The sequence below is a fragment of the Cupriavidus sp. 96C5-1 genome (assembly GCF_057798855.1).
The window spans coordinates 367,424-381,712 of the sequence record NZ_JBYOJU010000002.1; the positions used below are offsets into that span (position 1 = coordinate 367,424).

Genomic DNA, 14,289 nt, shown 5'->3' on the forward strand with positions numbered 1-14,289 from the left:
CGATGCGGTTGGCAAAAACGCCCGCCATGCGGCCAGGCCGGCATGGCGGGCGCTCTTCTGATCATGGCATGGGCGCGCCGCCCCGCGCTAGCGAGGGGCGCTCCCGTCCTTGCGCTGGATCAAAAGAAGCCGAGTGCGTTGGGGCTGTAGCTGACCAGCAGGTTCTTGGTCTGCTGGTAGTGGTCCAGCATCATGCGATGGTTCTCGCGCCCGATGCCGGATTGCTTGTAGCCGCCAAACGCCGCATGCGCCGGGTAGGCGTGGTAGCAGTTGGTCCACACGCGGCCAGCCTGGATGCCGCGGCCCATGCGGAAGGCGCGTGCGCCGTCGCGGGTCCACACGCCGGCGCCGAGGCCGTAGAGCGTATCGTTGGCGATTTCCAGCGCTTCCTCTTCATCCTTGAAGGTGGTCACCGACACCACCGGGCCGAAGATTTCCTCCTGGAAGATGCGCATCTTGTTGTTGCCGGCGAACACCGTGGGCTTGACGTAGTAGCCACTGGAGAGATCGCCGCCGAGCGCGTTGCGCTCGCCGCCGATCAGGCATTGCGCGCCTTCCTGCTTGCCCAGGTCGATATACGACAGGATCTTTTCCAGCTGTTCCTGCGAGGCCTGCGCGCCGATCATGGTGCTCTTGTCGAGCGGGTGGCCCTGCTTGATCGCCGCCACGCGCTTGAGCGCGCGTTCCATGAAGCGATCGTAGATCGACTCCTGGATGAGCGCGCGCGACGGGCAGGTGCAGACTTCGCCCTGGTTCAGCGCGAACATGGCGAAACCTTCCAGCGCCTTGTCGAAGTAGGCGTCGTCGGCGGACAGTACATCCTCGAAGAAGATGTTCGGCGATTTGCCGCCCAGCTCCAGCGTGACCGGGATCAGGTTCTGCGAGGCGTATTGCATGATCAGCCGGCCGGTGGTGGTTTCACCGGTAAAGGCGATCTTGCTGATGCGCGGGCTGGAGGCCAGCGGCTTGCCCGCTTCCAGGCCAAAGCCGTTGATGACATTGAGCACGCCCGGCGGCAGCAGGTCGCCGATGATTTCCATCAGCACCAGGATCGAGGCCGGGGTCTGCTCGGCGGGCTTGAGCACCACGCAGTTGCCGGCGGCCAGCGCGGGAGCCAGCTTCCAGGTGGCCATCAGCAGCGGGAAGTTCCACGGAATGATCTGGCCGACCACGCCCAGCGGCTCATGGAAGTGATAGGCCACGGTGTCGTGGTCGATCTCGGAGATGCCGCCTTCCTGCGCGCGGATGCAGCCGGCGAAATAGCGGAAGTGATCCACGGCGAGCGGCAGGTCGGCCGCGGTGGTTTCGCGGATGGGCTTGCCGTTGTCGATGGTTTCGGCCACCGCCAGCGTGACCAGGTTGGCCTCGATGCGGTCGGCGATGCGGTTCAGGATGTTGGCGCGTTCGGTGGTGGAGGTGCGGCCCCAGGCGCCCTTGGCGCGGTGCGCGGCGTCGAGCGCGGCGTCCACGTCCTTCTGGTTGGAACGCGGCACGCGTGTGAAGGTCTTGCCGGTGACCGGCGAGATCGCTTCGAAGTACTGGCCATCGGCCGGGGCCACCCAGGCGCCGCCGATAAAGTTTTCGTACTGTTCCTTGTAGGGATACGCAACGCCCAGCTGGGCGATTTCCGCCATATTCATGTCTCGCTCCGTTAGTGATGTCTGATGTGCGGCCCGATGTGTCGCACTGCCATCCATCCGCAAAAGCCGTGCCTGGCAGTCGCGATGGCGCGAGCGCGCTGGAAATCCGGCGCGGCGGCGCGAAACCGCTGATGCTCGCCGCTGCCGGTGTGTCACGCGGCGCGGGGGTGTTCCAATCTGGAGCAGTGTGCCGGGTGGCAGCCGTGTGGCGCTGTGGCGCAATGGCACAGCGGAGCGCGGCTCAGCTGCCGCTGGTATGGATCAGGAACTCGCGCAAGGCGTCGGCCGGCTTTTCCAGCTTGCGCCCGGGCTGCCACAGCAGGCCCACTTCCATGTCCGGCACGCCGTCGGCAATGGGCCGGGCTTCGATCTGCCGGCCTTCCAGCGACCAGGGCCGGTACACCATGTCGGACAGCACCGTCACGCCGAAGCCGTGCGCCACCAGCCCGCGCAGCGCTTCCATCGCGCTGGTGCGAAAGGCGATCGTCGGCGCCAGCCGCTTGCTGCGCCAGTAGCGCAGCGTGGAGCGCTCGCCCTCGTCCACCGTGAGCAGGATGTAGGGATGCGCCGCGATGTCCTTCAGCGTCAGCCGGGGCAGGGCCAGCAGCGGATGCGACGGGGATGCCCACAACTGCCGCCGCGAGCGGATCAGCGTGTGATGCGTAAAGCGCTGCAGCTTCTCGAAATTGGACAGCAGGCCGATGCCGAGCTCGATCTCGCCCGACAGCACCGCCTGCTCGATGCCCGGGCGGTCCATGTCGTGCAGGTCGAAGTCCACATCCGGGTAGTTGGTGCGAAAGCGCGCCAGCAGCCCCGGCAGCAGGTAGCCCAGCACGGTATAGGACGCCGCCAGCCGGACCTTGCCCTGCAGGTTGTGGGCCTGGAAGCGCGGCTCGCGCAGGGTGTCCTGCACGGCGTCCAGGATCTGCCGGGCGCGCTGGTGCAGGCGGTGGCCCTCGGCCGTCAGCGCCACGCCGTGGGGCAGGCGGTCAAACAGGCGCACGCCGAGCTGCTGCTCCAGCATCAGCACGGCATTGGTAATGGCCGATTGCGACACATGCTCGGCCGTGGCCGCCATCGAGAACTGGCCGGTCTCCGCCGCCGCGGCGAAGTAGCGGAACTGCCGCAGCGTGATTTCCTTGGCAATGCGCTGCCCGCCATCGCCCTTTCCGTGCCGTTCTTTCGCCATGTCATCCCCAGCTATGTGTTTTTCAGATACCAGCTCTCTGAATTCGTGATTTTACGATATCGTGCGGCCTTCCTACACTCGGCAACAGCCCACAAGCCATAAGCGACAAGAGCGTACGGAGACAGCATCATGAATGCACCCCTATCCCCAGCCCAGCAAGACGCGCTAGCGTCGGTATCCCTGGACGACAAATACACCCTGGAAAAAGGCCGCGTCTACCTGAGCGGCACCCAGGCGCTGGTGCGCCTGCCGATGCTGCAGAAGGCGCGCGACCGTGCCGCCGGGCTCAATACCGCGGGCTTTATCTCCGGCTATCGCGGCTCCCCCCTGGGGGGCGTGGACCAGGCGCTGTGGAAGGCCAAGAAGCACCTGGCCGCGAGCGACGTGGTTTTCCAGCCGGGCGTGAACGAGGACCTGGCCGCCACCGCCGTGTGGGGCTCGCAGCAGGTCAACCTGTTCCCCGGCGCCACCCGCGACGGCGTGTTCGGCATGTGGTACGGCAAGGGCCCGGGCGTGGACCGCTCGATCGACGTGCTCAAGCACGCCAACTCGGCCGGATCGTCGAAGCACGGCGGCGTGCTGCTGCTGGCCGGCGACGACCACGCGGCCAAGTCCTCCACCGTGGCGCACCAGTCCGAGCACGTGCTGATGGCCTCGGGCATCCCGGTGCTGTATCCCTCCAATGTGCAGGAGTACCTGGACTATGGCCTGCACGGCTGGGCCATGAGCCGCTACTCCGGCCTGTGGGTGTCGATGAAATGCGTGACCGACGTGGTCGAATCCACCGCCTCGGTCGACATCGATCCCGAGCGTGTGAAGATCGTGCTGCCGCAGGACTTCGCCATGCCCGCGGACGGGCTCAATATCCGCTGGCCCGATCCGCCGCTGGTGCAGGAAGCGCGCCTGCAGGACCATAAGTGGTATGCGGCGCTGGCCTACGTGCGCGCCAACAAGCTCAACCGCGTGGTGCTGGATTCGCCCAATGCGCGCTTCGGCATCATGACCGCGGGCAAGGCCTACCTCGACGTGCGCCAGGCGCTGTCGGACCTGGGCCTGGACGACGATACCTGCCGCCGCATCGGCATCCGCGTGTTCAAGGTGGGCTGCGTGTGGCCGCTGGACGCGCATGACGCGCGCGAGTTCGCCACCGGGCTGGAAGAGATCCTGGTGGTGGAAGAAAAACGCCAGATCCTCGAATACGCGCTCAAGGAAGAGCTTTACAACTGGCGCGAGGACGTGCGCCCCAAGGTCTACGGCAAGTTCGACGAACGCGGCAACCACGGCGGCGAATGGTCGGTGCCGCGCGGCAACTGGCTGCTGCCGGCGCACTATGAACTGTCGCCGGCGCTGATCGCCAAGGCCATCGCCACCCGCCTGGAGAAGAGCGACCTGCCCGCCGACGTGCGCGAGCGCATCGCCTCGCGCGTGGCGCTGATCGAAGCCAAGGAACGCGAGGCCGCGCGCCCGCGCATCGCCGTGGAGCGCAAGCCCTGGTTCTGCTCGGGCTGCCCGCACAATACCTCCACCCGCGTGCCGGAAGGCTCGCGCGCCATGGCCGGCATCGGCTGCCACTACATGACGTTGTGGATGGACCGCAATACCGACACCTTCAGCCAGATGGGCGGCGAGGGCGTGGCGTGGACCGGCCAGATGCATTTCACCGGCGAGAAGCATGTGTTCGTCAACCTGGGCGACGGCACCTACTTCCACTCCGGCCTGCTGGCCGTGCGGGCGTCCATCGCCGCCAAGGCCAATATCACCTACAAGATCCTGTTCAACGATGCGGTCGCCATGACCGGGGGCCAGCCCGTGGACGGCGTGCTGACCGTGCCGCAGATCGCCCACCAGGTGCTGGCCGAAGGCGCCAGCAAGATCGTGGTGGTGACGGACGAGCCAGAGAAGTATGGCGACGGCGGCATGCTGCCCGCCAGCGTCACCGTGCATCACCGCGACAAGCTTGACGAGATCCAGGTCCAGCTGCGCGATACCGCCGGCGTTACCGTCCTGATCTACGACCAGACCTGCGCCACCGAGAAGCGCCGCCGCCGCAAGCGCGGCACCTATCCGGACCCGGCCAAGCGCGCCTTTATCAACGACGCCGTCTGCGAGGGCTGTGGCGACTGTTCGGTCAAGTCCAACTGCCTGTCGGTGGAACCGCTGGAAACGCCGCTGGGCACCAAGCGCAAGATCAACCAGTCGTCCTGCAACAAGGACTTCTCCTGCGTGAACGGCTTCTGCCCGAGCTTCGTCACGGCCGAAGGCGCGCAGGTCAAGAAGCCCGCCGCCGCGGGCGGCAAGGGGGCCGGGGCCGATTTCTCCGCGCTGCCGCAACCGGCGCTACCGGCGCTGGAGCGCGCCTACGGCGTGCTGGTCACCGGCGTGGGCGGCACCGGCGTGGTCACCATCGGTGGCCTGCTCGGCATGGCCGCGCACCTGGAGAACAAGGGCGTGACCGTGCTCGACATGGCGGGCCTGGCGCAGAAGGGCGGCGCGGTGATCAGCCACGTGCAGATCGCGCCCACCCCGGCCGCGCTGCACGCCACCCGCATCGCCATGGGCGAGGCGCGGCTGGTGATCGGTTGCGACGCCATCGTCTCGGCCTCGTCCGAGGTGCTGTCCAAGACCCGGGCGGGCGTGACGGCGGCCGCCATCAACAGCGCCAACACGCCCACCGCGGAGTTCATCCACAACCCGAAGTGGAAATTCCCCGGCGCCTCGGCCGAGCAGGACCTGCGCGCCAGCGTGGGCGAGGCCTGCGTGTTCATCGACGCCAATGCCTGGGCGGTGACCTTGCTGGCCGATTCGATCTACTCCAACCCGCTGCTGCTGGGCTTTGCCTGGCAGAAGGGCTGGATTCCGCTGCAGCGCGACAGCCTGGTGCGGGCGATCGAACTCAACGGCGTGTCGGTGGACAAGAACCTGCTGGCCTTCCAGTGGGGCCGCTACCTGGCCCACCACGGCGAGGCCGCCCTGAGCGCGCAGCTGAAGACCCCGCCGCGTGCCCAGGTGGTGGCCATGCCGGAAACCCTGGACAGCCTGGTCCGCCAGCGCGAGGCCATGCTCACGGCCTACCAGAATCCGGCCTACGCCGCCCGCTACCGGGCCGTGGTGGACAGCATCCGTGCCGCCGAGAAGCGGGTCGGCGCCGGTTCGAAGCTGCCGCTCTCCGAGGCCGTGGCGCGCAACCTGGCGAAGCTGATGGCATACAAGGATGAGTACGAAGTGGCGCGCCTGTATGCCGATCCGGCGTTCCTGGACAAGCTGCGCGCCCAGTTCGAAGGCGAACCCGGCCGCGATTACCAGCTCGGCTTCCACCTGGCGCCGCCGCTGCTCGCCAAGCGCGACGCCCGTGGCCACCTGGTCAAGCGCCGCTTCGGCCCCGCCATGCTGACGGGCTTCCGCCTGCTGGCACGCGCCAAGGGCCTGCGCGGCACTGCCTTCGACGTGTTCGGCAAGACCGCCGAGCGGCGTGCGGAACGCCGGCTGATCGAGGACTACATCGCCATGGCGGAGGAGTTCGCCGCCACGCTCGACGCGCAGCGCCTGGACACGGCGCTGGCGCTGGCCAGCCTGCCCGACGACATCCGCGGCTTTGGCCATGTCAAGGAAGCGAATATGGAGAAGGCGGCGGCGCGGCGCGCTGAGTTGCTCGCGCAGTACCGCGGCAAGGTGGCGCGCGCGGCGGCCTGAGCCGGGCCGGCGCCGGGGGGCGGAAGCGGCCGGTTGCCCGGTGGCGAACCCGGGCCCGGCCTGCGCCCCCGGGCTTCCCGCCCCGCCATGGCCGCGGCGCCTCAGCGCGGCTGGAACACGATGATCGCCATGCCGGCGATCGCCACCGCCACGCCCGCCATGTCCCAGGGGCTGGGCCGCACGCCGTCCACCAGCCACAGCCAGACGATGGCTACCGCGATATAGATGCCGCCGTAAGCCGCGTAGACCCGTCCGGAAGCATCCGGGTGCAGCGACAGCAGCCAGGCGAACAGCGCCAGGGACAGCGCGCCGGGAAGCAGTACCCAGGCGCTCGCACCCTGGCGCAGCCACAGGTAGGGCAGGTAGCAGCCCAGGATCTCCGCGCAGGCGGTGACGAGGTAGAGGGCAAAGATCTTCATGCGGCGGGCGTGGTGGTGGGGGCCTTGGCGGTCTGCCCGGGTCCGCCTTCATCCGCGTCCCGTTGCAATGCATCCGCCGGCGCCGGATCGTTGGCTTCGGCCGCGTGGCCCACCCGCTTGCGCGCGGCCGGCCGCCGTTTTCCCCCGCCCAGTTCTCCCCCCTTGTAGGGCACCCGTCCCGACGGTACGACTACCGATGCCAGCGCCACATGCCCCTCCTGGTCGTCGAAGAACATATGGGCGCCGAAGGCCTGCAGCACCTGGTCCTTGGGCAGTCCGCCCAGGAAGAAGGCTTCGTCGATGCTGACGTTCCAGGCGCGCAGGGTATGCACCACGCGCGTGTGGGCCGGGCTGTTGCGCGCCGTCACGATGGCGATGCGCACCGGGCACTGCCCGGGCTTGAAATGCGACTGGATCTCGGCCAGCCGGAGCAGCAGCTTGGCAAACGGCCCCTCGGCCATGGCCTTGTGGCGGTGCTTCTGCTCGTGCCGGATAAAGGCTTCCAGTCCTTTTTGCTTGAAGATCTGCTCGGACTCGGGCGAGAACAGCACCGCGTCGCCGTCAAAGGCGATGCGGATCTGGCCGGCCGGCGCGTGATAGCCGGCAGGCGCGGCGTAGAGCTGCGCCGCGGCGACGCCGCCGTCGATGGCCGCCTGCACATCGGAGGCTTCGCGCGAAAGGAACAGGTCGACCTTGAAGGCCTTCAGGTAGGGCGCGATCGGCTCGCCGCCGGTGAAGGCCGCGCGGGTGATATCGAGCCGGTGGGTTTCGATGGCATTGAAGGCGCGCAACCCCGTGTCGGGCGAATTGCGCGAGATCACCACCACTTCCACCAGCCGCCGGCCGGGAATCAGGTTGTTGAGCCCGAGCAGTGCCTGCACCAGCGGGAAGGCTGTGCCGGGCTGCAGGGGCTCGTCCTCATGCTGGCGCTGGAAGGCGCAGTAAGCCGCCACGCCCTCGGATTGATAGATGCCGTTCTCGCGCTCGAGGTCGAACAACGCCCGGGACGAGATGCCGATGACTAGTTTGTCGGTGAGATCGTAGGCCATGCCGCAGTATAAGGGCAGACGAACCGGGACCGGCGTGGCGCGCAGGGTGGGCGCGGTGTGGACGCGGTGTGGATGGTCCCGCCGCTGGCGAACGGGTCGAGCGCGCTCGTTTTTACAATCTTTGACATTTTTGGTCTTTGTCATGGAAGCGCGCGCGGGTATGCTGGCCCGCATTTGCGAATGCGCCGGCCATGCCCTCCGGCATCGCCCTTGCATTCTTCTTCGCCGCCGTACTCCCTGATGTCCCTGCTGCCCGCGCGTTCTCCGCAACGCGCCGGCGAGCCCGCAGTGGCCGGCACGCCTTCCCCGACCCGCATACTGATGAATACTCCTGACTCCGCCGCCACCCGGATCGCATCCGGCCCGCGCGGCCCGGCCGCGCTTGCCGCCGCGCTCGCCCTTTGCCTGTCCGCCACGGGCTGCAGTTCCCTGCTCGGCGAGGGTACGGCGGCCGGCGCAGGTATTGCCGGCGCGGCCGTGGCCGGTGCGGTGACCGACAACGCGGCGGTGGCGACCGGCATCGGCCTGGGCGTGCAGGCTGGCGCCCGCGCGGCCTTGCAATACAGCCAGCGCCGGATTCACGCGGCGGCGCAGGACCGTATCGCCCAGGCCGCCGGCCCGTTGGCCGTGGACGCCGTGGCGAACTGGAAGACCGACCACGCGGTGCCGCTCGAGCCCGCGGAGCAAGGACGCGTCACGGTCAGCCGGGAGATCGGCGGCAAGTCCCTGCCGTGCAAGGAGATCGTCTTCTCCGTGGACGAGCCGGGCAAGCCCAGCGCCTTCTATATCGCGGCGATCTGCCGTGACGGCCAGGCCTGGAAGTGGGCCTCGGCCGAGCCCGCAACGGAGCGCTGGGGGTCGCTGCAATGAGGCGCTGCCGCGCATTGCGGGTCCTCGCGCCCATGCTTGCGGTGGCCATCGCCGGCGGTTGCGCCTCGGTGGGCGATCTGACCGGGGCGGTGGCCGGGGTGGCGACCGGCGCGGTGACGGGCAATCCCGCGCTGGCCGCCGGGGTCGCCATCGGCGTGAGCGCCGCGGCGGATGCCGGCGCCAAATACGTGTTCCGCAACTGGCAGCAAGCCGAGCAGGACAGCATCGCCGCCACCATCGGTGCCATGCCGGTGGAGGAGCAGCAGCGCTGGGAAATCCGCCATCCCCTGCCTTACGCCAACGAGCATGGCTGGGTGCGCGTGGTGCGGGTCATCCGTACCCCGCTGGCGGAGTGCCGGGAAGCGCTGTTCTCGGTGGACGACGATGCCAGGCAGCAGCGCGCCTGGTTCCTGACCACCGCCTGCCGGCAGGACGCGGGCTGGAAGTGGGCGGCGGCGGAGCCGGCGGTGCCGCGCTGGGGCAACCTGCAGTAGGAGCCGGGCGGGCGCCCTGGTCCGGCGCCGGGTACGATTCCGTACTGCCCCCTCGTACTCCCTCACATCTTGCTGCCCACCACCACGAACGCATTGCTGCCATCGGCCAGGACGCTGGCGGCAAACAGCGCCGTCTGGTTTCCCTGGGCCAGCACCACCGCCACGCCGTTTGTCGCCGATGTGCCAAGCGGGCATGGCGCACCGCCAAAAGCCACCGTCATATTGAAGAAATTCTTTCCGGACGCCCGGGGAACGAGCGAGCCGGTGAATTTGCAGGTTCCGTTGCCAGCGGGAAACGAGCCCGCAAGCGTGCCGTCGGTGGCGATGGTCATGAGCGCCGCGGTACCGCCGCTGCCGGAAACGCTGCCGGAAACGCTGGCGGTCGCGTAGGTACCCGCCGCTGCACTGAGGGACGCCGGCGTATCGTACAGCTTGTCATAGCTTGCGGCGAAGCCAAGCGTCCGGGCCTGTCCGGAAAAGCTGCCGTTGAAACTGGACTTGGTGGTGTAGCCGGCCGACAGCGTGGCCGGTGTCCTGGCCAGCGTGGTGAAGTTGTAGTCCGTTGCGCCAGACGAGGAGAAGGAGCCGTTCCTTGCCGTCCCGACACCGTGGACCATCCCCAGGTCGGCATCGCCCTTGGCACCGCTCTTGGCATAGATCAGGTAGAACTCGTTGTTCTCCAGCACGAAAGCGGCGGTAGAGTAGCCGGACGAATTCGCCTTGTCGCTCGCATAGATTCCCTCCGCCGAGGTATTGGCCGGGATCACCGCGGCGAGTGCTGCGGCATTCGAGCCGCTGTCGCCGCCGCCGCCGCAGGCGGCAAGCAACAGGCTACCTGAGAGCGTTGCTGCGCTCAGAAATGTGGACAACTTCATGTGATTCGTTCCCTGTGCGCACGGACGGATCTGTTCCGTCTCCGTTTTGTATGGCGTTGTGCCTCGAGCAGGCACAACGCGGGCGGCAACCTTAGCAAATTCGATTCGTGCACTACAGTGCTCTTTCGGGGGGTATGACGGTCCGGGATGCCCGTCTCTTTCCTGTGCTTCCTCATGGGTTTCGCCCGGACAGGACAGGGTGGTTCGAACTTGCCGGTGGTGTATCGGATCCGCGCCAGAACCCATGCATTCGCGGCCGATCGGCACAAGCGCGCTGCGACCGGCCAGGGCGCAGCACGCTGCGCTGCCAGGGGGCGGTATCGCGTGCCATTTCGGCAGCTTCTGCGGCAGTTCCATTCCTACAATGAACGCTTGAATCGCGGCGGCCAGGCCAGGGCGATGCGCCACCGCGGCGCAGGCAACAGAAGAACGAAACCCACGGAGACCGCACATGAGCGCATTGGAGAAGCACGCCGCCACGGACGCCAGCCACCGCGATGACGCCGACCACGAGGAAACCCGGGAATGGCTCGACGCGCTAGCCGGCGTTTTCCGCGCCAGCGGCGCGCCGCGCGCCCGTTTCCTGCTGGAGCGCCTGGCTGAACACGCCAGCCATCTTGGTCTCGGCCAGCGCGCGAATCCCTATTCGGCCTACCAGAACACCATCGGCGTGGGCGAGCAGCCCCGCTATCCGGGGGACCTTGCGCTCGAGCAAAAGCTGACTTCGATCATCCGCTGGAACGCGCTCGCCATGGTGGTGCGCGCCAACAAGGCCTATGGCGAACTCGGCGGGCACCTTGCCAGCTACGCGTCGGCGGCCGAGATCTTCGAGGTGGGCTTCAACCATTTCTTCCGCGCCGACGAGGGCGAGCGCAAGGGCGACCTGGTCTATTTCCAGCCGCATTCGGCGCCGGGGGTCTATGCGCGTGCTTTCCTGGAGGGACGGTTGTCCGAGGCCCAACTCGCCAGCTACCGGCAGGAGACCGGCGGCGGCGGCCTTTCCTCCTATCCCCACCCGTGGCTGATGCCGGACTTCTGGCAGTTCCCGACCGGCTCGATGGGCATCGGCCCGATCAGCGCTATCTATCAGGCCAGGTTCCTGCGCTACCTCGGCCATCGCGGCATCGCCGAAACGTCATCCCGGCGGGTCTGGGGCGTGTTCGGAGACGGCGAGATGGACGAGCCGGAATCGCTGGCCGCGCTCTCGCTGGCCGCGCGCGAGAAGCTCGACAACCTCACCTTCGTCATCAACTGCAACCTGCAGCGGCTGGACGGCCCGGTGCGCGGCAACGGGCAGGTCATCAATGAGCTGGAGGCGCTGTTCAACGGCGCCGGCTGGAATGTGGTCAAGGTGGTCTGGGGCTCCGAGTGGGACGCCCTGTTCGCCCGCGATACCGGCCACGCGCTGCTCAAGCGCTTCGCCGCGATGGTGGATGGCGAATACCAGAACCTCGGCGCCAAGGACGGCGAGTACAATCTGGCCCACTTCTTCAACCGGGATCCCGAACTGAAGGCCCTGGCCGCCAGCATGAGCAGCGCGGATATCGATGCGCTGCGCCGGGGCGGGCACGATTTCCGCAAGCTGTATGCGGCGTTCCATGCCGCGCGGGAGCACAAGGGCCAGCCCACCGTCATCCTCGCCAAGACCAAGAAGGGCTTCGGCATGGGCCAGGCTGGCGAATCGAGGATGACGGCCCACCAGCAGAAGAAGCTCGACCTGGATGCGCTCAAGGCCTTTCGCGACCGCTTCGCGCTGCCGCTGGATGACGAGGCGGTGGCGGCGCTGCAGTTCTACAAGCCGGCGCCGGACAGCCAGGAAATGGCCTATCTCCAGGCACGCCGCCAGGCGCTCGGGGGCTACCTGCCCGCGCGCGCCCGCACTGCGCCGGCGCTCGCCATGCCGGAACTGGCGCAATACGGGCGCTTCGCCCTGGAGCCGGACGAGCGCGAAGTGTCCACCACCACCGGCGTGGTCCGCCTCTTCACCAACCTGATCAAGGACAAGACGGTCGGGCCGCGCGTGGTGCCCATCGTGGCCGACGAGGCGCGCACTTTCGGCATGGCCAACCTGTTCCGGCAGATCGGCATCTACTCGCCCATGGGACAGCTCTACGAACCGGAGGATGCCGGCTCGATGCTGTACTACAAGGAAAGCAAGGAAGGGCAGTTGCTGGAGGAGGGCATTACCGAAGCCGGGGCGCTGGCATCGTGGACGGCGGCGGCGACCTCCTACAGCGTCAACGGCGTGGCCATGCTGCCGTTCTACATCTATTACTCGATGTTTGGCTTCCAGCGCGTCGGCGACCTGATCTGGGCCGCGGCGGACCAGCGCGCGCGGGGCTTCCTGATCGGCGCCACGGCAGGCCGGACCACGCTGGCAGGCGAAGGCCTGCAGCACCAGGACGGCTCCAGCCAGCTGGTCGCCGCCACGGTGCCGAACTGCCGCGCCTATGATCCGGCCTTTATCAGCGAGGCCGCGGTGATCCTCCATCACGGCGCGCGCAGCATGCTGGAGGCGCAGCGCGACGAGTTCTACTACCTGACGGTCAACAATGAGAACTACGTGCAGGCGCCGCTGCGGGAAGACGCGCACGAAGACGTGATCAAGGGCATGTACCTCTACGGTACCCGCGGCCCGCAAGGCGACGCTGCCAGGGTCAGGCTGCTCGGCTCGGGCGCCATTCTGCGCGAGGTCATCGCCGCCGCCGATCTGCTGGCGGCCGACTGGGATATCAAGTCGGAGATCTGGAGCGTGACCAGTTTCTCCGAGCTGGCCCGCGACGCCCGCGAATGCGAGCGCAGCAGCCTGTTCGCCAGCGGCGGCGAGACCGTAAGCCATTTGCAGCGATGCCTGCCTGGCGCGACGCCGGTCATTGCCTCGACGGACTACGTGCGGGCCTACGCGCAGTTGATCGCCTCGTACCTGCCAGCGCCGTTCACCGCCCTGGGCACCGACGGCTTCGGGCGCAGCGACACGCGCGCCGCGCTGCGGCGCTTCTTCGGGATCGACCGGTATCACATCGCCATCGCCGCGCTCCACGCGATTTCTCCCGGGCTGCATGCACAGGGGCTGGAACGCTATGGGGCGCGCATGGAGGTGGAAGCGCCGTGGGCGCGTTGAGCCCGGGCTTGATTCAATGTCAAAGCCTTGAAGTCAAAGGCCGCATAGGGGAGGGTGAACCTGCGCGGCTCGCTTCGCCTCGCCTCGCCTCGCCGCGGGTGCGTCCCGCGCGCGGGACACACCGCCATCCGACAGCGAGTCGGGTGCAATGCCGTTGTTTTCTCCCCTCTCCGGCTCGCAGGAAGGCGAGGCGGGAAGCCTCGCGCGGGGGAGGGCTTCCCGCGATCTAGCGGACCAGCCAGTTCTCCACGCAAAGTCCCCGAACGCGGGAGAACTCGTTTGTGTTGTCAGTGACAAGCACCGCTTCCATCGCCAGCGCGTGCGCGGCGATCAGCATGTCGTTGGCGCCGATCGACTGGCCTCGGCGCTCCAGGTCGGCACGCAAATGGCCGTAGAGCCGGTCGGCGTCGCGATGCAAGGCCATCACGGTCAAGCTCGCAAGCGCGCGGTCGACGCGGCTAGCCAACTCGGCGGACCCCTTTTTCTCTACACCGAAGCGCAGTTCGGCCGCCACGATGATGGATGTGCAGAGGCTCTCTGGCGCCGCTTCGGCAATTCGTGTGGCGCAGGAGCCTCGTGTGTTTCTGATCGCGTCCGAGATGATATTGGTGTCGAGCAGATACAAAGCCATTACAGGTCTACCGGCTCAGCGGGCAAGCTATCAACCTCTGGAAACGGTTCGTCGAGCGGAGCCCATTGTGTCAGCAGCTCGCGTAGCGGTTTGGCTTTTACCGGCTCGATAATCAGGCAATCCCCCTCCTTTCGCACGATTGCTTCATCGCCTGGAAGCTCAAGATCACGCGGAATCCGGATGGCTTGGTTACGGCCGTTGCGAAAAAGGCGGACGTGCCGGCCTTCGGGTGTCGTCATATTGCCTCTCCGTAGCATATGCCAAAGCATATGCCATTCTATCAAGCAACGCCAGAGGGGCCATTGGGGGGC

Annotated in this window: 11 protein-coding genes; 4 read left to right on the forward strand and 7 right to left on the reverse strand. The window is 67.4% G+C overall.

What is annotated here, in order from left to right; genetic code table 11:
- Window positions 1–119 precede the first annotated feature (119 nt).
- Both adh and AC3FOF_RS04250 read right to left on the reverse strand, forming a co-directional pair.
- Window positions 120–1,640, reverse strand: coding sequence for an aldehyde dehydrogenase (gene adh, locus AC3FOF_RS04245; RefSeq protein ID WP_017227683.1), 1,521 nt, complete (start codon window positions 1,638–1,640; stop codon window positions 120–122).
- Window positions 1,641–1,881: 241 nt separating this feature from the next.
- A complete protein-coding gene (locus tag AC3FOF_RS04250) occupies window positions 1,882–2,829 on the reverse strand; it encodes a LysR substrate-binding domain-containing protein (protein WP_488725860.1) in 948 nt (315 codons plus the stop codon).
- Between the two features lie 129 nt (window positions 2,830–2,958).
- Between AC3FOF_RS04250 and AC3FOF_RS04255 the strand changes: the two genes are divergently transcribed.
- Complete coding sequence (locus AC3FOF_RS04255; RefSeq protein WP_276268710.1) at window positions 2,959–6,519, forward strand: indolepyruvate ferredoxin oxidoreductase family protein; 3,561 nt, start codon at window positions 2,959–2,961, stop codon at window positions 6,517–6,519.
- 101 nt (window positions 6,520–6,620) lie between these two features.
- Here AC3FOF_RS04255 and AC3FOF_RS04260 read toward each other — a convergent pair whose 3' ends face one another.
- Window positions 6,621–6,938, reverse strand: a complete 318-nt coding sequence (locus AC3FOF_RS04260; RefSeq protein ID WP_017225771.1) for a YnfA family protein — start codon at window positions 6,936–6,938, stop codon at window positions 6,621–6,623.
- A complete protein-coding gene (locus tag AC3FOF_RS04265) occupies window positions 6,935–7,987 on the reverse strand; it encodes a 5'-nucleotidase (protein ID WP_488725861.1) in 1,053 nt (350 codons plus the stop codon). Before AC3FOF_RS04265 ends, AC3FOF_RS04260 begins: the two co-directional genes overlap by 4 nt.
- Before the next feature lie 321 nt (window positions 7,988–8,308).
- On the opposite strand from AC3FOF_RS04265, the gene AC3FOF_RS04270 reads away from it, so the two are divergent.
- Complete coding sequence (locus tag AC3FOF_RS04270; RefSeq protein ID WP_488725862.1) at window positions 8,309–8,857, forward strand: hypothetical protein; 549 nt, start codon at window positions 8,309–8,311, stop codon at window positions 8,855–8,857.
- A complete protein-coding gene (locus AC3FOF_RS04275; RefSeq protein ID WP_488725863.1) occupies window positions 8,854–9,351 on the forward strand; it encodes a hypothetical protein in 498 nt (165 codons plus the stop codon). The genes AC3FOF_RS04270 and AC3FOF_RS04275 overlap by 4 nt, the downstream gene beginning before the upstream one ends.
- 62 nt (window positions 9,352–9,413) lie before the next feature.
- Here AC3FOF_RS04275 and AC3FOF_RS04280 read toward each other — a convergent pair whose 3' ends face one another.
- A complete protein-coding gene (locus tag AC3FOF_RS04280; RefSeq protein ID WP_488725864.1) occupies window positions 9,414–10,226 on the reverse strand; it encodes a hypothetical protein in 813 nt (270 codons plus the stop codon).
- A 451-nt stretch (window positions 10,227–10,677) separates the two neighbouring features.
- On the opposite strand from AC3FOF_RS04280, the gene mdeB reads away from it, so the two are divergent.
- Entirely contained in the window at window positions 10,678–13,347 is a 2,670-nt protein-coding gene (gene mdeB / locus AC3FOF_RS04285; protein WP_488725865.1) for an alpha-ketoglutarate dehydrogenase, read from the forward strand.
- 226 nt (window positions 13,348–13,573) lie between these two features.
- Here the strand turns inward: mdeB and AC3FOF_RS04290 are convergent, their stop codons facing one another.
- Together AC3FOF_RS04290 and AC3FOF_RS04295 are read right to left on the reverse strand one after the other, a co-directional pair.
- The gene (locus AC3FOF_RS04290; RefSeq protein ID WP_276268716.1) at window positions 13,574–13,978 is read right to left on the reverse strand and encodes a type II toxin-antitoxin system VapC family toxin; all 405 of its coding nucleotides are present in this window, start codon (window positions 13,976–13,978) and stop codon (window positions 13,574–13,576) included.
- Window positions 13,978–14,217 (reverse strand): antitoxin, encoded by a 240-nt coding sequence (locus AC3FOF_RS04295; protein ID WP_017224360.1) that lies wholly within the window; start codon window positions 14,215–14,217, stop codon window positions 13,978–13,980. Before AC3FOF_RS04295 ends, AC3FOF_RS04290 begins: the two co-directional genes overlap by 1 nt.
- Window positions 14,218–14,289 lie beyond the last annotated feature (72 nt).